Raw genomic sequence first — 22,883 nt, 5'->3', positions numbered from 1 at the left:
GCAGCCCTGCGAAGTGAACGTTACCCACACCGCCCGCTTTCGCGCGAAGAGGGTTCTACCTGCGGTTTTGGTTGGATTTCCTAGTAAATGAACGTTCTCGCAGGCCACCGGGACAACGGCACGGTATCCCGCGGATCGAATCTGCGTAAGAGGTCGGCTGTGGTCGGGTGTGCAACGCTGAAGTTGTGCCCGAAAAGTCGATAATCGCGGTATTTCTGCTCGACGATCACGAAGTCGTCCGGCGGGGAGTGCACGAATTGCTCTCCGCGGAGCCCGACATCGAGGTCGTCGGCGAGGCCGGCACGGCCGCCGAGGCACTGGCGCGACTGCCCGCGGTACGGCCCGACGTCGCGCTGCTGGACGTCCGGCTGCCCGACGGCAGCGGGGTCGAGGTGTGCCGGGAGGTCCGCTCCCGGCAGCCGGAGACCAAGTGCCTGATGCTCACCTCGTACGCGGACGACGAGGCGCTCTTCGACGCGATCATGGCCGGTGCGGCCGGCTACGTGCTCAAGGACATCCGCGCCAGCGACCTGGTGGGCGCCGTGCGCGACGTCGCCGCCGGGAGGTCGCTGCTGGACCCCGCCGCGACGGCCCGGGTCATGGAACGGCTGCGCGGGGGCGGCGCCGAGCGCGCGGAGGACCGCCTGTCCGACCTCACCGACCAGGAGAAACGCATCCTCGACCTGATCGGCGAGGGGCTCACCAACCGGCAGATAGGCGAGCGGCTGCACCTGGCCGAGAAGACGGTCAAGAACTACGTCTCCTCGCTGCTGGCCAAGCTCGGCATGCAGCGCCGCACCCAGGCCGCGGCCTATGTCGCCCGGCTGCACCCCGAACGCCCGGAGCACCCCGAGCGCCCTGACCGCCCCGGGGGCCCCGGCCCGTCGGGGACGGCCGGAACCTGACCGGAACCTGACGGGTCACCCCCCGTGTCCGTCCGTATCGCGGACGTGAGCCACTCCCGCATACCTGTTGTATCTATGATGTGCGCATCATGAACCGCAGCCCTGTCGTGACCGCCGCCGAGCCGGCCGCCAAGCAGCCACCCGCCGCCGAGCGGGTCTACACCCACGTCAAGCGGGCCGTCCTGGACCGCAGCTACGAGGGCGGCACCCTCCTCAGCGAGGGCGAGCTCGCCGAGGCCGTGGGCGTGTCGCGGACCCCCGTACGGGAGGCGCTGCTGCGGCTGGAGGCCGAGGGGCTGCTGAAGCTGTACCCGAAGAAGGGCGCGCTGGTGCTGCCGGTCTCCGCGCAGGAGATCGCCGACGTCGTGGAGACCCGGCTGCTGGTGGAACGGCACGCGGTGATGAAACTGGAGCCCGCGCCGGCGCACCTGCTGTCCCGGCTCGAGGAGCTGCTGGACGAGCAGCGCGTCCACGCGGCCACCGGCGACCTGGCCGCCTTCGCCATGGCGGACCGCAGCTTTCACGCCGAAATCGTGCGCGCCGCCGGCAACCGCATCATGTCCCATCTGTACGACCAGTTGAGGGACCGTCAGCTGCGGATGGGAGTGGCGACCATGCACGCCGACCCCGGCCGCATCGCCAAGAACATCACCGAACACACCGAGATCCTCGACGCCTTGCGCGCCGGGGACGCCGGCGTGGCCGCCGCTCTGGTCGAACGCCACGTCAGCTGGGTGAACCACCTGGCCCGGGGGGAGTAAATGGGGACGATCGGCACCACCACCGGTGAACCACCCGGCGGCGTGAAGGCCGTCGGGGTCTGGGGCATCGGCACCCTCGTCTACATGGTCGCGGTCGTGCACCGCACCAGCCTCGGCGTAGCCGGCATCGACGCCGCCGACCGCTTCCACATAGGCGCGTCCGCGCTGTCCACGTTCTCGATCCTCCAGGTGCTGGTCTACGCCGGCATGCAGATACCCGTCGGCCTGATGGTCGACCGGCTCGGCACCAAGCGGGTGCTGACCATCGGCGTCGTGCTCTTCACCGCGGGCCAGCTCGGCTTCGCCCTGTCGCACTCGTACGGCATGGCGCTCGCCGCCCGGGCGGTACTGGGCTGCGGCGACGCGATGACGTTCGTGAGCGTGCTGCGGCTGGGCTCGCGGTGGTTCCCGGCCCGCAGGGGGCCGATGATCGCGCAGGGCGCGGCACTGTTCGGCGTCGCGGGCAACCTGCTCAGCACCGTCCTGCTGGCGCGGCTGCTGCACTCCGCCGGTTGGACGCCGACCTTCGTCGGCACGGCCCTGGGCGGCGCGCTCGTCCTCATCCTCGTCCTGCTCTTCATGAAGGACCATCCCGAGGGCTTCGAGCCCGCCCCCGCCGAGCACCCCGGGCGCGGCTATGTGAAACGGCAGATCGCCGCGGCCTGGCGGGAGCCGGGCACCCGGCTGGGGATGTGGACGCACTTCACCACGCAGTTCTCCGGCATGGTGTTCCTGCTGCTGTGGGGGCTGCCCTATCTCGTCGAGGCGCAGGGGCTGTCCCGCGAGACGGCCGGCACCCTGCTGACGGTGGTGGTCGTGGCCAACATGGTCTTCGGGATGCTCTTCGGGCAGATCATCGGCCGCCACCACGGCGCCCGGATGCCGCTCACCCTGGGCGTCGTCGGTGCCACCGCCGTGATGTGGGCGGTGGTCCTGGCGTGGCCCGCCGAGCGCGCCCCGCTGTGGCTGCTGGCGCTGCTCTGCGTCGTCCTGGGGACGTGCGGGCCGGCGTCGATGATCGGCTTCGACTTCGCCCGCCCGGCCAACCCCCCGGAGCGTCTCGGCACGGCGTCCGGCATCGTGAACATCGGCGGCTTCACCGCCTCGATGGTCACGCTGCTGGCCATCGGCGTCCTGCTGGACGCGAGCGGTGGCAACTACCGGATCGCCTGGAGCAGCGTCTTCGTCCTCCAGGCGCTCGGCGTGGTCCAGATCCTGCGGCTGCGCGGCCGGGCGGCGCGGCTGGAACGGCAGCGCATCGCGGTCAGCCGCGTCGAGAGCGTCCACGTCCCGGCCGGGACATGAACGCTCCCTACCGGCTCACTGCGTGACCGCGATGTTGGCGAGGATCGCCTCGGCCAGCTCTTGGTCGCCCTCGATCTTCATCCGGTCCTCGACCGCCTTCGCCCGGGTACGGCCGCAGGTCAGCCGGACGAAGGTCTCCCAGTCCAGGGTCAGTGTGACCGCGGGTCCCAGGGAGACGCTGCCGTCGATCGAGCCCGTGCCGTCGGCGCCGACCCGGACGGTGCGCATGAACTCCTGCTCCCCGTGGACGTCGAAGACGACCGCGGAACCGGCCGGGGCGGCCGCCCGCTCGGCGACGACCCGCGGCAGTTCGGCCAGGATCCAGTCGCGGGCGTAGGCCGCGGCGGGCGAGTCCAGGTTGCCCGGCTCGCCCAGCGCGCGGCGCAGGTCCTGCTCGTGCACCCAGACGTCGAAGATCCGCCACTTCAGCAGCTCTTCGAGGGTCATCTCCTTGCCCATCGGACCGCGGACGGTGTTCTGCAAGCCGCGGGTCTCGTTCCGCAACTGGCGGGCCCGGCGGATGATCGTGTAGTCGAGCTCCCCGAACACCTCGGGCGGGGTGTGGTGGCGACGCTTGTCGACCGGCACCTCCACATAGCGGGCGTACTCTGACGTCATGTGACGCAGATCGCTCGGAAGTGTGTGGATCGGGCGAGGATCGCCGAGCAGTTCGCATTCAAAACCGATCACGTGTGACACAACGTCACGGACGGACCAGTAGGGGCACTCGGTCGGCCGGTTCCATGCACCCGCCGGAACGGGGCGGACCAACTCGGCGATGGATTCTATGGAGTGGGTCCAGGCGTCGATGTACGGCTGGAGCTGGCTGTGGACGGTGCCGGTCACGGGACCCCTCGACGGTCGGTGCGCGGTCGTGGTGTGCGCCTTAAATTACGCTGCGCAGTGACACCACGGGAGTGCTTTCGTGTGACGATCGTAGGCCCGGCAGGATGTCCCGACTCATGGGCGGTGGTACGGTGCGCGTTTCCCTGATCCAGATCGACGTCGACCCGGCGGAACAGGTGCACGCCCGGCGCGAACGCGCCGCCGCGCTCGTCCGGGACCGGGCCGGCTCCGACCTCGTCGTGCTGCCCGAACTCTGGCCGGTCGGCGCCTTCGCCGCCGACCTCTTCGAGGCCGAGGCCGAACCGCTGGACGGGCCCACCTCCGAGGTCATGAGCGCCGCCGCGCTCGACGCGGGCGTCTGGCTGCACGCGGGCTCGATCGTCGAACGGACGACCGACGGCTCCCTCTACAACACCTCCCTGCTCTTCTCCCCGGACGGCGAACTGCGGGCGACGTACCGCAAGATCCACCGCTTCGGCTTCGACCGCGGCGAAGCCGTGCTCATGAGCGGCGGCGACCGGATCGTGACCACCGGGGTCCAGGGCGTGGGTGTGGGCCTCGCCACCTGCTACGACCTGCGCTTCCCCGAGCAGTTCCGGCTGCTGGTCGACGCGGGCGCGGAACTCCTCGTGCTGCCCGCCGGCTGGCCCGCGCGGCGCCGCGAGCACTGGACCCTGCTCGCCCGGGCCCGGGCCGTGGAGTCGCAGGCCTACGTCCTGGCCTGCGGCACCGCCGGAACGCACGCGGGCGTCGAGCTCGCCGCACACAGCCTGGTCGTCGACCCCTGGGGCACCGTCCTCGCCGAGGCGGGCGCGGCCGAGGAAGTACTCACCGTCGACCTCGACCCCGGCCTCGTCGCCAAGACCCGCGCCGACTTCCCGGTACTGCGCGACCGCGTACTCGGCATTCCCGGCATGACGGGCATCCCCTCGCCCGATTCCGACCGGTAAGGGACCATCGGCCCCGCAGCTCGGGGCGGAGTGCTCTGCGCTCACGGCCCACCGCCCCGGCAAGGTGGGAGCCATGGAGTTCGAGGGGCACGCCGCGCTGGCCTTGCTGGGAAAGGCCCGGTACGGGCGGCTGGCGCTGACCCGCCGGGCGTTGCCGTACATCGCCGTCGCACGGCACGTCGTCCACGACGGCGCCGTGCTGATCCGCACCCGCCGCGCCTGGGGCGTGGACGGCACCGTCGTCGCCTACCAGGCGGACGACGTGGAGGCCGGGTGGGCGGTGCAGTTCCTCGGGACGGCACGGGCCTTCGAGCCCTCGGAGGAGCAGCGGGCGCTGTTCGGCACAGAAACTCGAAACGATACAACCCCGTCACCGGGCTATGTGTACGTACGCCTCGACCCGCGAGTCCACCACCGAAATGATCTAGCATCTGCCTGGTGATCGGGAGTACGGCGACGGCGCCGCCCTCCGGCGGGACCCTGCACGCCCTGCTGCGCCGATACGCCGACGCCGGCGATCCGCTGTCCTGCGAACCCGTGGCCCAGGGCCTGCTCAACAGGGGATTCCGGCTGGCCACCACCCGCGGCAGCTTCTTCCTCAAGCTGTACGTCGAACCCGCCACCGCCGACTCCGCGGTCATCGCCCGCCAGCACCGCGCCACCCAGCGCCTCGGCGCGCTCGGCCTGCCCGTCGCCCCGCCGCTGCCCGACTCCGACGGCCGCACCGTCGCCGAACTCGACGGACGCCGCTTCGCCCTCTACCCCTGGGTCGAGGGCCGGCACCGCGAGGGCAGCGAACTGACCACCGCCGAGTCCCGGCGCCTCGGCGCACTGCTCGGCCTCGTCCACACCCTGCTCGCACAGGTGCAGCCCGCCCCCGGCGAGGAGCCCGGCCGCCCGCCGGGCGGCCACGCGGGCGCCGACCCGCAGGACACCTACGCCCTCATCGGGACGCTGCTGCGGCGGGTGCGCGAACAGGCGCCGCGCGAGGCCTTCGACGAACTCGCCGAGTACCGGTTGGTGGAACGGCGCGCGATGCTCGACCGGCACGCCCACCGGCGCCCGCCGGAACCCGACGCGGCCGAACCCGTCACCGGCTGGGTGCACGGCGACTTCCACCCGCTGAACCTGCTCTACCGCGAGGACGAACCCGTCGCCATCGTCGACTGGGACCGGCTCGGCGTGCAGCCTCGCGCGGAGGAGGCCGTACGGGCCGCGGCCATCTTCTTCGTCACGCCCGGCGGCACCCTGGAACTGGACAAGATCCGCGCCTACGCGCGCGCCTACCGCCGCGCCGCCGCCGTCCCGGAGGCCGAACTCGCCGCCGCCGTGCACCGCGTGTGGTGGGAACGGCTCAACGACTTCTGGATGCTGAGCTGGCGCTACCTGCGCGACGACCGGCGCGCCGACCCGCTCTTCCCGGCCTCGTCCGCCCTGGTCGTCTGGTGGACCGGGGCGTACGAGGCCGTCATGGACGCCTTCACGGAGTGACGCCGCCGGTCTCGGCGCCCGCGGCCACACCGGTACCGGCATTGCTGCCGGTGCCGCCGTTGCCTGCGGTACCGCCATCGCCACCGGTCGTTTCGCCGTTGCCGCCCTCGCTGGTGTCGCCCGTGGCGGGCGCGCTGGGCGTCGTGCTGGGCGGCGCCGAGGTGGCCGGGGCGGTGGGCACGGTCGTGGTCGGCTGGGTCGGCGTGGGCTGGTACGACGGCGTCGAGGAGTGCGCCGGCTTCGAACTCTCCGTCGGCCGGCCGGAGATCGTGCCGGTGGTGTCCTGCGTGCTGCCGCCCTGCGTGGTCTTCTCGGTCGGCTGCGAGGACTGCTGCGTGGTCTGCGACTGCGTCGGTGTCACGTCGTGGGACGGGAGCTTGCCCCCGCCACCGGAGTGGGAGACCGCGAAGTAGATGCCGAGCGCGACCGCGAGCACGGCCGCGATCACGAACAGGGCGGGTTTCACCCAGCGGTTGTCGTCGCCCCCGCCGGGCGGCCGGGGGTCGCCGTAGGAGTGGTCGCCGTGATCGCCGCCGTCGCCCCCGGGCGGGCCGAGCAGCAGCGGGGGCTGGAACTCGGCGATGGTGTGCTCCGGGTGCGGCTGGGCGTACTGGCCCGGCATGCCCATCGCCGGCGTCGAACCCCCGTTGTGCGCCGGCACGAAACCGGTGTCCCAGGTGCCCGTGTGGCCGCCGCGCTCGTGGATCATGCCCAGTGCGTACTGGACGACGCCGCGCATCTCCTCGGCGGTCTGGAAACGGTCGTCGGGATGCTTGGCGAGCGCGTGCAGCACCAGGCCGTCCAGCTCCGGCGGCACGCGGTCGCTGGCCTGCGACGGCGGACGCGCCTCGTCCTGCACATGCTGGTAGACCACCGACAGCGGGGTCTCACCGGTGAACGGCGGGCGCAGCGCGAGGAGTTCGTACAGCAGGCAGCCCGTCGCGTACAGGTCGGAGCGCGCGTCGACGGTCTTGCCGAGCGCCTGCTCAGGCGACAGGTACTGCGGGGTACCCATGACCATGCCGGTCTGCGTCATCGTGGTGGAGGCGCCGTGCAGCGCCCGCGCGATGCCGAAGTCCATCACCTTCACCGCGCCGGTGCTGGCGATGATCACGTTCGCGGGCTTGATGTCCCGGTGCACGATGCCGTGCGCGTGGCTGTAGGCCAGCGCCTCCAGCACGCCCGAGACGATGATCAACGCCTGGTCCACCGGCGGCGGCTCGTCCGAGCCGATCAGCAGGTCGCGGATGGTCTTGCCCTCGACCAGCTCCATGACGATGTACGGGACGGCGCCGCTCGGCGTGACGTCCTCGCCGGTGTCGTAGACCGCCACCACCGCGTGGTGGTTGAGCCCCGCGACGGACTGCGCCTCGCGCGTGAAGCGGGCCTTGGAGACCGGGTCCTCCGCCAGGTCCGGGCGCAGCAGCTTCACCGCCACCGTCCGCCCGAGCCGTACGTCCTCGGCGGCGAAGACCTCCGCCATGCCGCCGCGGCCCAGCCGCCGGGTCAGCCGGTAACGGCCGTCACCCACCAGCCCCGAGGCGCCCCACTGCTCCGGTGAGTCGGGCACACCCGCACCACCGGCAGAGGGCTCGTCGGTGCCGCCGGCGGCTGTCGTCTGTGCCATCAGTCCTCGCCGTCGATCGTCGCCGTACAGGGTCCTCCGGCGCACCACGCTACCGCGTTCCGCCGCGGCCGTGTGGCTGAGCCACTCATGAAGGGATTCATACGCATCCGGTGACGAACAGGTCAACGAACTTGACCTGAGTAGGGGGTCGGGCAGACTGGGCGGTCAGGGTCGGGACAAGTTTCCTGTGCGCCTGGTGCGCTCGGGGGGAACGTTCAAGGGGACGGGTACGTATGGGCGGGGACGGCGCGCAGGGCACTCATGCGGGGCGTTCGGTCGGCGGTGGCCGCTACGTGCTGCGCGACCTGCTGGGCCAGGGGGGAATGGCCTCAGTGCACCTGGCCCATGACACCGTGCTCGACCGCCCCGTGGCCGTCAAGACCCTGCACACCGACCTCGGCCGCGAGCAGTCCTTCCGGGAGCGGTTCCGGCGCGAGGCCCAGGCCGTCGCGAAGCTCAACCACACCAACATCGTCTCGGTCTTCGACTCCGGCGAGGACATCGTCGACGGCGCCGTGGTGCCGTACATCGTCATGGAGTACGTCGAGGGAAAGCCGCTGCGCACGGTGCTCGACGAGGACATCGCGCAGTTCGGCGCGATGCCGACGGAGAAGGCCCTGAAGATCGTCTCCGACGTGCTGGCGGCGCTCTCGGAGAGCCACAGCGTGGGCCTGGTGCACCGCGACATCAAGCCGGGCAACGTGATGCTGACCCGCCGCGGCGTCGTCAAGGTGATGGACTTCGGCATCGCCCGTGCGATGCAGTCCGGCGTCACGTCGATGACGCAGACCGGCATGGTCGTCGGCACCCCGCAGTACCTGTCGCCCGAGCAGGCGCTGGGCCGGGGCGTGGACGAGCGCTCCGACCTGTACTCGGTGGGCTGCATGCTCTTCGAACTGCTCACCGGGCGGCTGCCCTTCGACGGGGACTCCCCGCTGTCCATCGCCTACCAGCACGTCCAGGAGATGCCGCCGGCCCCTTCCGGCCTCAACCGGGCGGTGCGGCCCGGCGTGGACGCGCTCGTCGCCCGCGCCCTGCGGAAGAACCCGGCAGAGCGCTTCCCCACCGCCGACGCGATGAAGGCCGAGGCGGACCGCGTGGCCGCGCCCGAGCGGGGCGCCGGCACGACGCCGCTGATCATAGGAGAGGGCCCGCGGGCCCGCGGCCGCGGCGAGGCGGTCTCGCAGGCGGTCTTCCCGCCGGTCCAGGGTGATCTGCGGACCCCGCAGCCCCCCGTGCACCAGCCGTACCCGTCGCAGCACCCCCAGAACCCGCCCGCGCCGTACGCGGCACCGCGGCAGGCGCAGGGCGGCTGGGGCCAGGCGGCACAGACCCCGCCGCCCGGCGCCCGGCCCGCGTACGGCTACCCGCAGAACGGTGGGCACCCGCACCCCGCCCAGCACTCCACCACCCCGTACCCGCTGCAGCCGAACCAGTCCTCCGGGGGCGGCCGCCGGGGCGGCGGGGGGTCGACGGCGGTCGTCGCGATCGGCGCAACGGTCGCGGTCATCGCGATCGTCGTGGTCGTGGCCATCGCCTTGTCGCTGAACAAGGGCAACGACGACGGCACCACCACCGGCGCCGAGGGCCGCACACCGACGTCCGACTCCCGGACGAGCGCACCTCCGACGGACCTGGCCGGCGGGCGGGATCCCTCGCGGTCCTCCGGGTCCTCCGGGTCCTCCGGCGACGACCAGCCCGCGCCGGGCGTCAGCCAGGCCGACCAGAGCCGGACCATCGACGCCGCGCGCTGCACCGAGGCCACCAAGAACTACCAGGACGACAACTCGGTGATCATGCCGGACTTCTTCACCAAGTACGTGGACTCGGTGAAGGCCTGCATGACGGAAGCGGGCTGGAAGTACCAGGTCAAGTACCGCAACGAGCAGGTCTACGGCAAGGGCGCGGTCATCGACCAGGAGCCCAAGCGCTACGACCCGCTCAATGCCGGGGACACCGTCACCATCTGGGTCTCGACCGGCGAGAGCGGCTGAGCCGGGCGGCTGCGGGCACGACCCCCGGCACGACCCCCCGGCGACGCCGGACCGGGCGGGGGAACGCGGCCTCCGGTACCCGCCGCCCTGTACCTACCGGTACGGAGGTGGCTCGGCCGGCAGGGCGCGGACGGCCGCCCGCGCACCGGCCGTGCTCCCTACAGGTACGGACCCGAGCGGGCGCCGCCGGGCAGGTGCCCGTCCTCGTCGCCCTCGTGGACGGCACCGGGCGGCAGCGCGCGACGCATCTGCTCCAGCTGGGCGCGGGCCGCCATCTGCTGCGCGAACAGTGCCGTCTGGATGCCGTGGAAGAGGCCCTCCAGCCAGCCCACCAGCTGCGCCTGCGCGATCCGCAGCTCGGCGTCGCTCGGGATACCGTCCTCGGCGAAGGGCAGCGACAGCCGCTCCAGTTCCTCGACCAGCTCGGGGGCCAGCCCCGCCTCCAGCTCCTTGACGGAGCTGTGGTGGATCTCCTTCAGGCGGGCCCGGCTGGCCTCGTCCAGCGGCGCCGCCTTGACCTCCTCCAGAAGCTGCTTGATCATGCTGCCGATCCGCATGACCTTCGCGGGCTGTTCGACCATCTCCGTCACAGGGACCTCGCGCTGCTCGTCGCCTTCTCCGGCGCGTCCGGCGTGTCCGCCGCCGAGGGCCATTCCGTCCGGGCCGACGACCAGGACCTGCGGGCTCTCCTGCGACCGTTCGTTCATCGGCATCTCCATGCCGCCATTGTCGCGCACCGGCGCTTGCGAAGGTTTTCTCCCCCCTGAAAGCACGCGTTACCCCAGCGGGAGGCACCAAAGCCGGAAGGGCGACGGCGGAACTCAGCCGCCGCGCCGCAGCCGCCACCCGAGGAAGCCCAGGCCCAGGCCGATCAGGAGCAGTCCTGCGCCCAGCGGCAGCACCTCCAGCACCCGCCCCGAGGGGCTCGGCACCGCCTCGGGACCCGAGGGCTGCCCGTCGTCGAAGACCTGCCGCGGCCCCTGCGACACCGGCTGCTCGGTCGGCTCGGCCGGCGGCCCCTCCGGGCGGCCGGGATGCCGCCGACCCTCGCCGGGCACGCTCCCGGCCGGCCCTGCCGTGGGCGAGGCGCTCGGCCCGTGCCCGGGGCCGGGCGCCGCGGCCCCGGTGACGCCGAGCCCTGCCACGACCGCGGAGGCGGCCGCCACCGCACGTCGCCAGTCCATGCGCCCAGCGTCACACGGGGGATGGGGCCGGGCACCCCGTGGACCGGTTGCCTAGACCGTCAGAAGGACCTTGCCCACGTGGGAGCTCTCCTCGACCACGCGGTGCGCCTGCGCGGCCTGCTCCATGGGGTAGCTGCGGTCCACGACCGGAACCACCGTGCCCGCCTCCAGCAGCGGCCACACGTGCTCGCGGACGGCGGCGACGATCGCCGTCTTCTCCTCCAGCGGGCGCCCGCGCAGCGAGGTCGCCGTGACCGCGGCCCGCTTGGCGAGCAGCTTGCCGAGGTTGAGCTGCCCCTGGGCGCCGCCCTGCAGGCCGATGACGGCAAGCCGGCCGTTCACCGCGAGGGCGTCGATGTTCCGGTCGAGGTACTTGGCGCCCATGATGTCGAGGATGACGTCCGCGCCGCCGAACATGTCCCGGACGGCCGGCACGAAATCCTGGTCGTGGTAGTCGATTCCCAGGTCCGCGCCCAGCTCACGGCAGCGTTCCAGCTTCCCCGCGCTTCCGGCCGTGACGGCGACCTTGGCGCCCACGGCCTTGGCCAGCTGGATCGCCATGGTGCCGATGCCGCTGGAGCCGCCGTGCACGAGCAGCGTCTCGCCCGGACGCAGGTGGGCCACCATGAAGACGTTCGACCACACCGTGCACACGACCTCCGGCAGGGCGGCCGCGGCCACGAGCGACACCCCCTTGGGGACGGGCAGCAGCTGGCCCACCGGCACGGCGACCTTCTCGGCATAGCCGCCGCCGGCCAGCAGCGCGCAGACCTCGTCGCCCACGGCCCAGCCGGTGACGCCGGGGCCGAGCGCGGCGACCCGGCCCGAGCACTCCAGGCCGGGATAGGGGGACGCGCCGGGCGGCGGGTCGTAGAAGCCCTGCCGTTGCAGCAGGTCGGCGCGGTTGACGGCGCCGGCGGCCACCTCGACCAGCACCTCGTTCTCGGCCGGTACGGGATCGGGGACCTCGGCCCAGACAAGCGCTTCCGGGCCGCCGGGTTCGGGGATCGTGATCGCATGCATAAAGCCGACGCTACCGCTGACCCGGCGGAATCGGGTCCCGCCGGTCCACCCTGTGGATAACGATGACCCGGTCGGTCAGCTGGAGCACGGCCGCCTCGGAGTCGTCGTGGTCGAGCAGCCGGTGGCCGCGCTTGACGGCCACCACCAAGTCGCCGATCTCCCGCGGGGAACGCCCGGCCTCGGCCTTGGTGACAGGGCGCTCGATGAGGTCCAGGCCGCTGCCGTAGGTGATCAGCTCCTCCATCACCTCGCCGGCGCTGGGGCTGAGCATCGACATTCCGAGCAGCCGCCCCGCCGCAGCGGAACTGGTGACGACGGCGTCCGCCCCCGACTGCCGCAGCAGCGGGGCGTTCTCCTCCTCGCGCACGGAGGCGACGATGGTTATCCGCGGATTGAGCTGACGCGCCGTCAGGGCGACCAGGACGGCGGTGTCGTCGCGCTGCGCGGCGATGATGAGCTCCTTGGCGCGCTGGATCTCCGCCCGCATCAGGACGCCGTTGCGCGTGCCGTCGCCGGTCACGCCGACGAAGCCGGCGGCCACCGCGGCGTCCACCGCCTTGGGCTCGGGGTCGACGACCACGATGTTCTTGGCGGGCACGCCGTGGCCGGTCAGCGTCCTGGCGGCGGACCGGCCCTTGGTGCCGTATCCGACGATGACGGTGTGGTCGCGCACCGAGGACCTCCAGCGCTGTTGGCGGTACTGCTCACGGGTGCGTTCGGTGAGCACTTCGAGCGTGGTGCCGACCAGGATGATCAGGAAGAGCACGCGCAGCGGCGTCACCAGCAGCACATTGGTCAGCCGGGCGCCCGCACTGTAGGGGACGATGTCGCCGTAGCCGGTGGTCGAGAGGGTGACGGTGGCGTAGTACAGGCAGTCGAGGAACGACATCGCGCCGCCCGCGTTGTCGTGATAGCCGCCGCGGTCGGCGTAGACGATGCCCACGGTGGCGAACAGGCAGGCCAGCGCGTACACGAGACGCTGCGCGACCTGCCTCAGCGGGCTGCGGGGGGCACTGTGCGGCAGCCGGAGGGACTGCGCCCCGTCCTGGCCCTGCACGCCCTGCCGTCCCGGCCCGGCCTGCCGGGGCAGGCGGCCCGAACCGCCCGGCTCCGGCCTCACAGGCGTCCCCAGCCGGTCTCCAGCACGGCGGTGGTGTCGCCCTTGGCGGCCCCGCCCGGCGGGATCACGGCCATCCCGTCGGCGGTGGCGATGCCGCGCAGCATGGCCGGGCCGCTGAAGCGCAGCGGGACCGCCTGCGACTCCTCGTCCAGGATCACCGGCACCAGCCGGGTGCCCGTGGGGTGGCCGGGGACGTCGCCGGTGAGGCGGGCCGCGGAGGGCACCGGCGCCGGCCTGCCCGCCAGCCTGCGCACCAGGGGCACGATCAGCGTGAGGACCCCGGAGACGGCCGCCAGCGGATTGCCCGGGAGGCCCACCAAATGGCCTCCCTCGCCGGGAAGTTCGGCGAGCACCATGGGGTGGCCCGGTCGCACGGCGACACCGTCCACGAGCAGCCGCGCGCCGATGCGCGAAAGCACGGGGTGCAGGTAGTCGACCGGGCCGGCCGCCGTCCCGCCGGTGGTGACCACCAGATCGGCGGCGGACCCGGTGACGGCCTCCCGCAGCAGGCCGGCGTCGTCCTTCAAGCGGCGGGACGCGATGACATCGGCACCCAGCGCGGCCAGCCACGCGGGCAGGAACGGGCCCAGCGCGTCCCGCACCCGGCCGGAGCCGGGCAGGCCGCGGTCCAGCAACTCGTCGCCTATGACGAGGATCTCGACGGTCGGGCGGACCGTCACCGGCAGTTCGTCATAGCCTGCCGCGGCGGCCAGGCCCAGCACGGCGGGCGTGACCAGGGCGCCGGTGGCCAGCAACTCGTCGCCGCTGCGGCACTCCTGGCCGCGCGGGCGCACATCCTGCCCGGGGCCGGGGCCGCCCCGGGTGGCGTGCAGCAGGCCGTCAGGGCCGATGCGGCTGTACTCGCTGCGCAGCACGGCGGTCGTCCCTGCCGGGAGCAGCGCGCCGGTGGCGATGCCGGTCGCGTGGCCGTCCGGCAGTGCGGCGAGGGCGCGTTCGCCGGCCAGCACCCGGCCCTCGGGCCGCCAGGGGCCCGGGCCCGCGACGGCCCAGCCGTCCATCGCGGAGGTGTCGAAGGACGGCAGGTCGGTCAGGGCCGCCAACGGCTCCGCAAGGGCGCAGCCGAGGGCCTGCCCGAGCGGCTTGAGGACGCGCCGCAGGGGCGAACCGGCCGCGGAGGCGATGCGGCGGGCCTCGGGCCAGGAGATGTCGTGGTGGACCTGGGAACGGTGCGGCGGATGCGGGATGTCGGTGTCCTGGGGGGCGTGGGGCGCCGGGGCCGCGGCGTCCGGGCGCGGGGTCGCCGCGGCGTGCCGGACGGGCCCGCGACGCGCGTTGGCGAGGGCGAGGGCCTGGTCCAGCTCGTCGTCGACCGCCGCCTCGGCGGCCGCGAGGTCGGCCGGCGGTGCGGTCTCCCGTCCGTCCGGGGTGTTCCGTCCGCCCGGGGTGTTCCGTCCGCCCGGGGTGTTCCGTCCGTCCGGGGTGTTCCGTCCGTCCCGCCTGCGGGTCCCGTCGGGCGCGCCGGGAACGCTCATGCCTCCGCTTCCCCGGCGTCCGCCTCCTTCGCCCAGCGCCCGGCCAGCTCGGCCGCGCGCCGGGCGGCCTCGGCGACGGCCTGCTCACCGCCGCCGGCCGCGGCGGCCGCGTATCCGACCAGGAAGGTGGTGAGGGGCGCCGCGGGGCGGGCCACTCCGTGCGCGGCGTCGCGCGCGAGATCCAGCAGCACTCCGGTGTCGACGTCGAGGTCGATGCCGAGTTCCGCCTTGACAGTGGCAATCCATTCGTCCAGCACGGTCCCATGCTCCCTGATGCGGGCCCTCGCTGTGGAGAGGTCGTCCCAGGTGTCGCAGTCGAAGGAGGCCAGGCCGGTGGGGTCGGCCAGCCGCCGCAGCCGCAGTTCCGCGGTGAGCAGGCGCAGCGGCAGGCCGGACAGGCCGCCGTGCTCCACGGCGAGCAGAGCGATCTCACGGCGCAGCGACTCGGTGCGGTACGCCGCCGCCAGCGGCTGGTCGCGGCCGTCCGGGTCGGTGAGAACGACGCCGTCGTACACCGTCGCGTCGCCCGGGTCGCCGTAATGCCCCTGCCCGGACTCCCGGTCGCCGAGCGCCGCGAGCAGCGCCCGTACCGTCGCGGGGGACAGGAAGGGCAGGTCGGCGGCGAGCACCAGCACCACGCCGGCGGTCACGCCCGCGCCCAGTCCCGCCGCGAGGGCGGGCAACGGGCCGCCGCCGGGCGGATCCTCACGGGCCCAGACGACCGGGCGGGCGGTGGCGCGGCGCGGGCCGACGACGACCGTCGTGCCCGCACCGGCGCACGCGTCCAGGACCCTGTCGATCAACGCCCGCCCCGCGACTGGCAGTCCGGGCTTGTCGGCCCCGCCGAGGCGCCGTGCGGCACCGCCGGCGAGGACGACCGCGTCGAAGGACCCGTCGGGGCGCACGGCGGCGCCCGGCTGCGAACTCATGCCCGGAGTATGGCCCAACGAGACCCGCTCACACCCCCCGCAGCAGGACCGCCGGCTGCTCCACGCAGTCGGCCACGTAGCGCAGGAATCCGCCGGCGGTGCCGCCGTCGCAGACCCGGTGGTCGAAGGTGAACGACAGTTGCACGACCTGACGCACCGCCAATTCCCCTTGGTGCACCCACGGCTTGGGAGCTATGCGGCCGACGCCCAGCATCGCGGCCTCGGGGTGGTTGATGATCGGCGTGGAGCCGTCGACGCCGAAGACGCCGTAGTTGTTGAGCGTGAAGGTGCCGCCGGTCAGTTCGGCCGGGGTCAGACGGCCGGCCCGCGCGGCCTCGGTGAGCCGGGCGATCTCCGCCGAGAGCCCGTCCGTGGTGCGTGTGTGCGCGTCCCGGACGACGGGGACGACCAGGCCACGGTCGGTCTGGGCGGCGAAGCCCAGGTTCACGGCGGGCAGCCGGACGATCTCGCCGCGCTCGGTGTCCACCGTGGCGTTGAGGTCGGGATGGCGGGCGAGCGCCGCGGTGCAGATCCGCGCCAGCACGGCGAGGACGGACACCTTCGGACCGCCCGAAGCGTTCATCGCGGCCCGTGCCGCGAGCAGTTCGGTGGCGTCGGCGTCCACCCAGCACGTGGCGTCCGGGATCTCCCGGCGGCTGCGGCTGAGCTTCTCGGCGACTGCTCCGCGGATGCCCTTGAGCGGTACGCGGGTGCCCTCGGCGGCCGGCGCCGCGGTCGCGGTCACCGGTGCGGGGGAGACGGCGGCGACCGAGGCGAGCGCCGTGATGGCGCGCTCGACGTCCGCGCGCAGGATCAGCCCGTCGGGACCGGTCCCCTTCAACACGCGCAGATCGAGCCCGTGCTCGCGGGCGATGCGCCGCACCAGAGGCGAGATGACCGCCACCGGTCCGGTCACCCGGCCGTCCACCGCAAGGCTCGGGGCGGGGGCGGGGGCGGTAATGGGACCGGCAACCGGCGCAGACCGCGGGGCGGCCGTCGCGAGGACCCGGCGTCGCCGGGCCGCGGGACCGCTCGTCCCGTACCCGACCAGGACGTTCCCGGAACCGGAGTCCCCGCCGGCCGGGGCCCCGCCGGCGGAGCCGGCGTCCTCCTGGGACCGGGACTCCACGGCGACGGTGATCAGCGGGCGCCCGACGTCGAGGCTCTCCCCCTCCTCGCCGAAGCGGGCGGTGACGACTCCCCCGTAGGGGCACGGCACCTCCACCACGGCCTTGGCCGTCTCGACCTCGACGATCGGCTGGTCGATGGCGACGACGTCACCGACCCGCACCATCCACCGCACGATCTCGGCCTCGGTCAGGCCCTCTCCGAGATCGGGCAGCAGGAACTCGCGGACGACGGTCATCACGCCCCTTCCCACTGCAGCCGGCCGACCGTGTCGAGGATGCGGTCGACACCGGGCAGGTGGTGCCGCTCCAGCATCGGCGGCGGATACGGGATGTCGAACCCGGCGACCCGAAGGACCGGGGCCTCCAGGTGGTGGAAGCACCGCTCGGTGACCCGGGCGGCGATCTCCGCTCCGATGCCGCCGAAGCCGGAGGCCTCCTGGACGACCACCGCGCGCCCGGTGCGCCGCACCGACGCGGCCACCGTCTCGTCGTCGAAGGGCACCAGGCTGCGCAGGTCCACGACCTCCAGGTCCCAGCCCTCCTGCACGGCGGCCTCCGCTGCCTCCATGCAGACCGGCACCGAGGGACCGTAGGTGATGAGCGTCGCCGAACGGCCGGGACGCCGGACCACGGCCCTGCCGATCGGCGCCACCTCCTCCGGTGCCTCCGCCGACCAGTCGGCCTTGGACCAGTACAGCCGCTTGGGCTCCAGGAAGATCACCGGGTCGTCGGAGGCTATCGACGCACGCAGCAGGCCGTAGGCGTCGGCGACGGTGGCCGGGGTGACGACGTGCAGGCCGGGTGTGTGGGTGTAGTACGCCTCGGACGAGTCGCTGTGGTGCTCCACACCGCCGATACCGCCGCCGTAGGGCACGCGGATGGTGATCGGCAGCGGCATCGTGCCGCGCGTGCGGTTGCGCATCCGCGCGACATGGCTGACCAGCTGCTCGAACGCGGGGTAGGCGAACGCGTCGAACTGCATCTCGACGACGGGGCGCATGCCGTACATCGCCATTCCGACGGCCGTGCCGAGGATGCCGGCCTCGGCGAGCGGGGTGTCGGTGCAGCGGGTGTCACCGAACTCCGCGGCAAGGCCGTCGGTGATGCGGAAGACGCCGCCGAGGGTGCCGATGTCCTCGCCGAAGAGATGGACGTCCGGGTCCGTGGCGAGGGCGTCGCGCAGGGCCCGGTTGAGGGCCTGCGCCATGGTCGCGGGCTTGCGCGCGGCTGCGACCGGGGTCGTGGTTGCGGTGCTCATGACTGGGCCTCGGCCTCCAGCTCGGCCTGCAGCATCGCGGCCTGCTCCCGCAACTGCGGGGTGGGCTCGGCGTAGACGTGGGCGAACAGATCCATCGGGTCCAGGACCGGGTCCTGGTTCATGCGCTCTCGCAGATCGGCGGCCATGGCCTCGGCGTCCTTCTCCGCCTGGGCGGTCAGCGCGTCGTCGAGCAGGTCACGGGAGCGCAGTTCGCGCTCGATCAGGGCGATCGGGTCGTGCTCGCGCCAGGCCTCGACCTCGGCGTCCTCGCGGTAGCGCGTGGCGTCGTCGGCGTTGGTGTGGGCGTCGATGCGGTAGGTGACGGCCTCCACCAGGGTGGGTCCGCCACCCGCACGGGCGCGGGCGACGGCCTCGGCGAGCACGGAGTGCACGGCGGCTATGTCGTTTCCGTCCACAAGGCGGCCGGGCATGCCGTATCCGACAGCCTTGTGCGCCAGCGAGGGCGCGGCGCTCTGCTTGGCGAGGGGCACCGAGATGGCGAAGCCGTTGTTCTGCACGAAGAACACCACGGGCGCGCGCCAGACGGCGGCGAAATTGAGCGCCTCGTGGAAGTCGCCCTCGCTGGTGCCGCCGTCGCCGACCATGGCGAGCGCCACGACGTCGTCGCCCTTGAGACGGGCGGCGTGCGCGAGGCCGGCCGCATGCGGGAGCTGGGTGGCCAGCGGGGTGCTGAGGGGGGCGACGCGATGCGCGTGCGGGTCGTAACCGGTGTGCCAGTCGCCGCGCAGCAGCGTCAGGGCCTCAACGGGGTCGACGCCGCGGGCGACGGCGGCGAGGGTGTCGCGATAGCTGGGGAACAGCCAGTCCCGCGGCTCCAGGGCGAGCGCGGCCGCGACCTCGCAGGCTTCCTGGCCGGTGCTGGAGGGGTACACGGCGAGCCGGCCCTGCTTCGTCAGCGCGGTGGCCTGCCGGTTGTACCGGCGGCCGCGCACCAGCTGTCCGTACATCGACGTCAGAAGTCCGGCATCGAGGGCGCCGGCCGCCGGGGTGCCGAGCAGCCGGTACGGCTCGGCATCGGGCAGCAACGGCGCCGGATCGGTGCGGGGGTGCCAGACAGGCTGGTCCAGGACGGTCATCGCGAGCACCTCCTCGTGGGCGTGTTCGTATCGGGGCAACGGGTATCGCTCCCCCTACCGATTGTTCGGTCGCCGGAGGCATTTTGGCTACAGGTGTGTTCCGCCTGTGGACAAACGGTTCTGCACAGCCTGAGATGGAGCCAGTACGTCCATGCTAGGGAGGCTCGGGGGCGTGACGGATTCCCAAATTTCTCGGGGGACATCCCCCGAAGGCCAGCCGGCCGCGGCGTCCGACCCCGCCGCGGCGGTCCGGCCGCTGGACGCGATCGACCGCGCGATCCTGCGCTACCTGCAGGAGGACGGCCGGGCGTCGATACGGTCGGTCGCCGAGCGGGTCCACGTGTCGCGGGCGAACGCGTACGCCCGCATCAACCGGCTCATCGAGGACGGCGTCATCCGTGGCTTCACCGCCCGCGTCGACCACGAGCGGGCAGGTCAGGGAGCGTCCGCGTACATCACTTTGAAGATCGTCCAGAACTCGTGGCGCACCGTGCGAGAGAAGTTGCTGGAGCTGCCGGGGGTGGCGCACATCGCCCTGGTCAGCGGGGACTTCGACGTGCTGATGCTCGTGCACACCCCGGACAACCGCAGCCTGCGGGAGCTGGTGCTCACCCGGATCCAGGCGGTGCCCGAGGTGCTCAGCAGCCGCACCCTGCTGGTCTTCGAGGAGACCGACCGCGTGCTGACCGACTAGCCGGCGCCCCCGCCCGCGTACTTCGCCAGGAAGTCCGTCACGGTGGCCCAGTTGGTGTCGTCGGTCAGCATGCCGACCCCGTGCATGGGACCGCCGACGATCTCCAGCCGGTTCTCCGGGGCCTTCTTCGTCGCCTTGTGCAGGGCCTTGCCGGCCTCGGCGAACTCGGTGTCGCCCGCCGCGGCCATGTAGAGCACCGGAGCCGTCAGCCGGGGTACCGCCGAACCGGCGTCCGTCACCCCGTAGTACTCGGGGGCGGACAGCGAGACCACGGCGTCGACCGGCGGGCTCGCCTCCACGGCGCCCGCCAGGACGCCCGTGCCGCCCTTGGACGCGCCCATGAGCAGTACGTGCCGTGCGCCCTTGGCGCGCAGCAGCTTCACCCCCGCGACGACCTCGGGTACCTCGCTCCCGTTGGAGTCGACGACCAGGACGCGGTAGCCGTCCGCGGCCAGCAGATCCGCCTGCGGCATCCACTGGCACAAGTCACCGTCCGACTGGTGCATCAGCAGCACGGCCGCGTCGCCCTTGCCGCCGAGCCAGGCGTCCACCGGATTGCCCTCGGTGTCGTCGTAGGAAGTGCTCCCGGCCTTCGCCTGGGCCGCGGTGAGGCACCCGAAGTCCTCCGGCGGCGTGGCCTCGGCGGCGGCCTTCTCGGGCCCTGCGCCCCCGCACCCCGCGAGCAGCAGGACGACGGCCAGCGGGGCGCACACACGGACACGGACCATGAATGACATGGTTCCGAGCGTGAGGGTTGGACTAGACCAACGTCAAGATATCCGCAGCCCGTCGAACGCCAGACGCACCACGGCGTCCACGACCGCCGCGTCCTCCTGCTCCGCCGCCTCCGCCTCGGCTCCCGCGGTCCCGGCGCCGGGCACGTGCGGCCGGTACCACTCGACAAGGGAGTTGATCATCCCGAAGAGCAGCCTGGTGGCGAGCCTCGGCGCCACGTCCGCGCGCAGATCGCCCTCCGACACCGCGGCCTTCAGCAGATCGGCGACCCGGTGGTCGAACTCCCTGCGGCGCTCCATGGCCCAGCGCTCGGTCTTGGTGTTGCCGCGCACCCGCAGCAGCAGGGTGACGTAGGGAAGCTCCGTCATCAGCACCTCGGTGGTGCGCCGCGTGACGTACTCCAGCCGCACGACAGCGCGCCCCCGCCCCGCCTCCGGCTCCTCAAGGATGCCGAACAGGCCGTCCAGGGCGCGTCCGACGGCCCGTTGCAGCAGTTCCTCCTTGCCGCGCACATGGTGGTAGATCGATGACTTCGAGATGCCCGCGGCCTGCGACAGGTGCTCCATGGACGTGCCGTCGTAGCCGCGGTCGTTGAAGATCTGCACAGCGACGGCGAGCAGCGAGTCCGGGGTGTAGGTGTCCCGTTTGGGGGCGGGGGTGTCGCGCTGTGCCATGGTCATGATTAGAGCAATCTCCCCTCGGCCGCCGCGCGGCGGTTCAGCAGGCGGGACGGCGCGTAACGGCCGGTGGGACAGGCCTGGTGCAGATTGTGCAGCACCTCGGCGACCCACCCCAGGCCCAGTTCGTCCCCCCACGCCAGCGGTCCGCGCGGGTAGTTCACGCCCAACCGCATCGCGGCGTCGATGTCCTGCGGCGAGGCGACACCTCGGGCGACCGCCTCGGCGGCGAAATCCACGAGCATCGCCACGGTGCGGCTGACGATCATGCCCGGTGCGTCGTCGATGACACTGACCGTCTTGCCCAGCGCCTGGAACAGCCCGATCGCGGCCCGCACCGTCTCCGGGCGGGCCGTGTCGGCCGGAGCGATGGCGACGCGGGTGGCGACGCGGTAGTCCAGCGCCAGGTCGAACTGCACCCAGTCGCCGGCGTCGTCCGTCTCCAGGTGGTCCGGCGTGGCCGGGACGCCGTTGGCCAGGTAGAGCTGCCCGCCCCCGGGCAGCTCCACATAGGCGTCAAAGGGATCGGAGAAGTCGCCGGCCACCACCTCGATGCCCGCCTCCGCGATCAGTGCGGGCAGCTGAGCGGCCGGCCCGGACGCGCCGATGCGCACGGTCACCTTGGAGGGCGGCTTCTCGGGCCCGGCCGTGTGGGGGGCGGGCGGCGTCGCGCCCGGCGTGTGGTCGTACCAGCCGTGCCCCGCCTTGCGGCCCAGCCGCCCGGACTCCACCAGGCGGCGCTGCGCCAGGGACGGGGTGAACCTCGGGTCCTGGAAGAAGGAATCCCACACCGACCGCGTGACGGCCTCGTTCACGTCCTGGCCGATCAGGTCGGTCAGTTCGAAGGGCCCCATGCGGAAGCCGCCGCTCTCCCGCAGCACCGCGTCAATGGTGGCCGGGTCCGCGGCCCGCTCCTCGTACAGGCGGAACGCCTCGGCGTAGAAGGGGCGCGCGACACGGTTGACGATGAAGCCGGGGGTGTCGGTGCAGCGCACCGGCGTCTTGCCCCACGCCGCGGCGGTGTCGTACGCGATCCGGGCGGCCGCCTCGTCGGTGGCGGCGCCGGAGACCACCTCCACCAGGGGGAGCAGCGGAGCGGGGTTGAAGAAGTGCAGACCCACCAGACGGCCCGGCCGGCGCAAGGCGCCGCCCACCGCGGTGACCGACAGGGAGGAGGTGTTGGTGGCCAGCAGGCAGTCCTCGGCGACCACGCTCTCCAGAGCGGTGAAGAGCTGCTGCTTGGCGCCGAGCTCCTCCAGGATCGCCTCGACGACCAGCGACACGCCCGCCAGGTCCTCGATCGCCGACGCGGCGGCCAGCCGGCCGCGTGCCGCGTCGCGCTCCGCGGCGGTCATGCGGCCCTTCTCCACCAGCCGGTCCAGTCGGTCCGCGATGGCCCGCTCGGCCTGCTCGGCGCGGCCCGGCCCGGCGTCGTAGAGCCGCACCGCGTGCCCCGCGACCAGCGCCACCTGGGCGATTCCCTGGCCCATGGTGCCCGTGCCGACAACCGCGATCGTGCTGGATCGGTCAAGAGCGCTCATCGTCGCCTCTGCTCCTCGCCACTTGTCCACAGCTTCGGCAGGCCCCCTTGTCCCGACCGAACATTCGGTTAATCTAGCCGTGTTGCCAGCACCCTGCCCACCCGTAGCACCAGCTCGACGAGG

22 protein-coding genes are annotated in these 22,883 nt (G+C 72.8%); 8 read left to right on the top strand and 14 right to left on the bottom strand.

The genetic code is table 11. The features are described from left to right. Positions 1–185: 185 nt before the first annotated feature. The 3 genes from RV983_RS18935 to RV983_RS18925 all read left to right on the top strand — a co-directional run bounded on the left by RV983_RS18935 (position 186) and on the right by RV983_RS18925 (position 2,971). Positions 186–905, top strand: coding sequence for a response regulator (locus RV983_RS18935; RefSeq protein WP_475986941.1), 720 nt, complete (start codon positions 186–188; stop codon positions 903–905). An 89-nt stretch (positions 906–994) separates the two neighbouring features. Then, complete coding sequence (locus RV983_RS18930) at positions 995–1,666, top strand: GntR family transcriptional regulator (protein ID WP_475986940.1); 672 nt, start codon at positions 995–997, stop codon at positions 1,664–1,666. Beyond that, on the top strand, positions 1,667–2,971 hold the full coding sequence (locus RV983_RS18925) for an MFS transporter (protein WP_475986939.1): 1,305 nt from the start codon (positions 1,667–1,669) through the stop codon (positions 2,969–2,971). It begins immediately after the preceding gene. A gap of 15 nt (positions 2,972–2,986) precedes the next feature. Here RV983_RS18925 and RV983_RS18920 read toward each other — a convergent pair whose 3' ends face one another. Further along, on the bottom strand, positions 2,987–3,817 hold the full coding sequence (locus RV983_RS18920) for a maleylpyruvate isomerase family mycothiol-dependent enzyme (RefSeq protein WP_475986938.1): 831 nt from the start codon (positions 3,815–3,817) through the stop codon (positions 2,987–2,989). Positions 3,818–3,948: 131 nt separating this feature from the next. On the opposite strand from RV983_RS18920, the gene RV983_RS18915 reads away from it, so the two are divergent. The 3 genes from RV983_RS18915 to RV983_RS18905 all read left to right on the top strand — a co-directional run bounded on the left by RV983_RS18915 (position 3,949) and on the right by RV983_RS18905 (position 6,258). Next, entirely contained in the window at positions 3,949–4,767 is an 819-nt protein-coding gene (locus RV983_RS18915) for a carbon-nitrogen family hydrolase (protein WP_475990376.1), read from the top strand. A gap of 73 nt (positions 4,768–4,840) precedes the next feature. Next, positions 4,841–5,209 (top strand): pyridoxamine 5'-phosphate oxidase family protein, encoded by a 369-nt coding sequence (locus tag RV983_RS18910; RefSeq protein ID WP_475986937.1) that lies wholly within the window; start codon positions 4,841–4,843, stop codon positions 5,207–5,209. Then, positions 5,203–6,258, top strand: a complete 1,056-nt coding sequence (locus tag RV983_RS18905) for a phosphotransferase (protein WP_475990375.1) — start codon at positions 5,203–5,205, stop codon at positions 6,256–6,258. Before RV983_RS18910 ends, RV983_RS18905 begins: the two co-directional genes overlap by 7 nt. Here the strand turns inward: RV983_RS18905 and RV983_RS18900 are convergent. Continuing rightward, positions 6,248–7,885, bottom strand: a complete 1,638-nt coding sequence (locus RV983_RS18900) for a protein kinase domain-containing protein (RefSeq protein WP_475986936.1) — start codon at positions 7,883–7,885, stop codon at positions 6,248–6,250. The genes RV983_RS18905 and RV983_RS18900 overlap by 11 nt on opposite strands. 233 nt (positions 7,886–8,118) lie before the next feature. Here RV983_RS18900 and RV983_RS18895 point away from each other — a divergent pair, with 233 nt between their 5' ends. Beyond that, complete coding sequence (locus RV983_RS18895; RefSeq protein ID WP_475986935.1) at positions 8,119–9,879, top strand: Stk1 family PASTA domain-containing Ser/Thr kinase; 1,761 nt, start codon at positions 8,119–8,121, stop codon at positions 9,877–9,879. Between the two features lie 158 nt (positions 9,880–10,037). Here the strand turns inward: RV983_RS18895 and RV983_RS18890 are convergent, their stop codons facing one another. The 9 genes from RV983_RS18890 to pdhA all read right to left on the bottom strand — a co-directional run bounded on the left by RV983_RS18890 (position 10,038) and on the right by pdhA (position 19,113). Then, positions 10,038–10,598: a bacterial proteasome activator family protein gene (locus tag RV983_RS18890; protein WP_475986934.1), complete on the bottom strand. Its 561-nt coding sequence runs from the start codon at positions 10,596–10,598 to the stop codon at positions 10,038–10,040. 102 nt (positions 10,599–10,700) lie between these two features. After that, entirely contained in the window at positions 10,701–11,063 is a 363-nt protein-coding gene (locus RV983_RS18885; protein ID WP_475986933.1) for a hypothetical protein, read from the bottom strand. 51 nt (positions 11,064–11,114) lie between these two features. Further along, positions 11,115–12,086 carry an NAD(P)H-quinone oxidoreductase gene (locus RV983_RS18880; RefSeq protein ID WP_475986932.1) on the bottom strand — a complete coding sequence of 324 codons (972 nt, stop codon included), beginning with the start codon at positions 12,084–12,086 and terminating at the stop codon, positions 11,115–11,117. Between the two features lie 10 nt (positions 12,087–12,096). Beyond that, a complete protein-coding gene (locus tag RV983_RS18875; RefSeq protein ID WP_475990374.1) occupies positions 12,097–13,143 on the bottom strand; it encodes a potassium channel family protein in 1,047 nt (348 codons plus the stop codon). Between the two features lie 59 nt (positions 13,144–13,202). Beyond that, positions 13,203–14,699: a molybdopterin molybdotransferase MoeA gene (locus tag RV983_RS18870; protein WP_475986931.1), complete on the bottom strand. Its 1,497-nt coding sequence runs from the start codon at positions 14,697–14,699 to the stop codon at positions 13,203–13,205. After that, positions 14,696–15,628, bottom strand: coding sequence for an NTP transferase domain-containing protein (locus tag RV983_RS18865; protein ID WP_475986930.1), 933 nt, complete (start codon positions 15,626–15,628; stop codon positions 14,696–14,698). The genes RV983_RS18870 and RV983_RS18865 overlap by 4 nt, the downstream gene beginning before the upstream one ends. A 28-nt stretch (positions 15,629–15,656) precedes the next feature. Further along, positions 15,657–16,994, bottom strand: a complete 1,338-nt coding sequence (locus tag RV983_RS18860; protein ID WP_475986929.1) for a dihydrolipoamide acetyltransferase family protein — start codon at positions 16,992–16,994, stop codon at positions 15,657–15,659. Then, positions 16,994–18,016, bottom strand: coding sequence for an alpha-ketoacid dehydrogenase subunit beta (locus RV983_RS18855; protein WP_475986928.1), 1,023 nt, complete (start codon positions 18,014–18,016; stop codon positions 16,994–16,996). Before RV983_RS18855 ends, RV983_RS18860 begins: the two co-directional genes overlap by 1 nt. Beyond that, entirely contained in the window at positions 18,013–19,113 is a 1,101-nt protein-coding gene (pdhA, locus tag RV983_RS18850) for a pyruvate dehydrogenase (acetyl-transferring) E1 component subunit alpha (RefSeq protein ID WP_475990373.1), read from the bottom strand. The genes RV983_RS18855 and pdhA overlap by 4 nt, the downstream gene beginning before the upstream one ends. A gap of 151 nt (positions 19,114–19,264) precedes the next feature. Between pdhA and RV983_RS18845 the strand changes: the two genes are divergently transcribed. Then, positions 19,265–19,807, top strand: a complete 543-nt coding sequence (locus RV983_RS18845; protein WP_475986927.1) for an Lrp/AsnC family transcriptional regulator — start codon at positions 19,265–19,267, stop codon at positions 19,805–19,807. Here RV983_RS18845 and RV983_RS18840 read toward each other — a convergent pair. The 3 genes from RV983_RS18840 to RV983_RS18830 are packed head-to-tail and all read right to left on the bottom strand — an operon-like array spanning position 19,804 to position 22,760. Continuing rightward, positions 19,804–20,535, bottom strand: coding sequence for an alpha/beta hydrolase family protein (locus tag RV983_RS18840; RefSeq protein ID WP_475986926.1), 732 nt, complete (start codon positions 20,533–20,535; stop codon positions 19,804–19,806). The two genes, RV983_RS18845 and RV983_RS18840, sit on opposite strands and share 4 nt — an antisense overlap. Positions 20,536–20,577: 42 nt before the next feature. Beyond that, positions 20,578–21,222, bottom strand: coding sequence for a TetR/AcrR family transcriptional regulator (locus tag RV983_RS18835; RefSeq protein WP_475986925.1), 645 nt, complete (start codon positions 21,220–21,222; stop codon positions 20,578–20,580). Between the two features lie 2 nt (positions 21,223–21,224). Continuing rightward, the gene (locus RV983_RS18830) at positions 21,225–22,760 is read right to left on the bottom strand and encodes a 3-hydroxyacyl-CoA dehydrogenase (protein WP_475986924.1); all 1,536 of its coding nucleotides are present in this window, start codon (positions 22,758–22,760) and stop codon (positions 21,225–21,227) included. Between the last annotated feature and the right edge of the window lie 123 nt (positions 22,761–22,883).

Source organism: Streptomyces sp. RLA123 (genome assembly GCF_056270165.1).
Note: the sequence above shows the minus strand (reverse complement) of the source record. Positions and strands in the feature narration are given on the sequence as shown.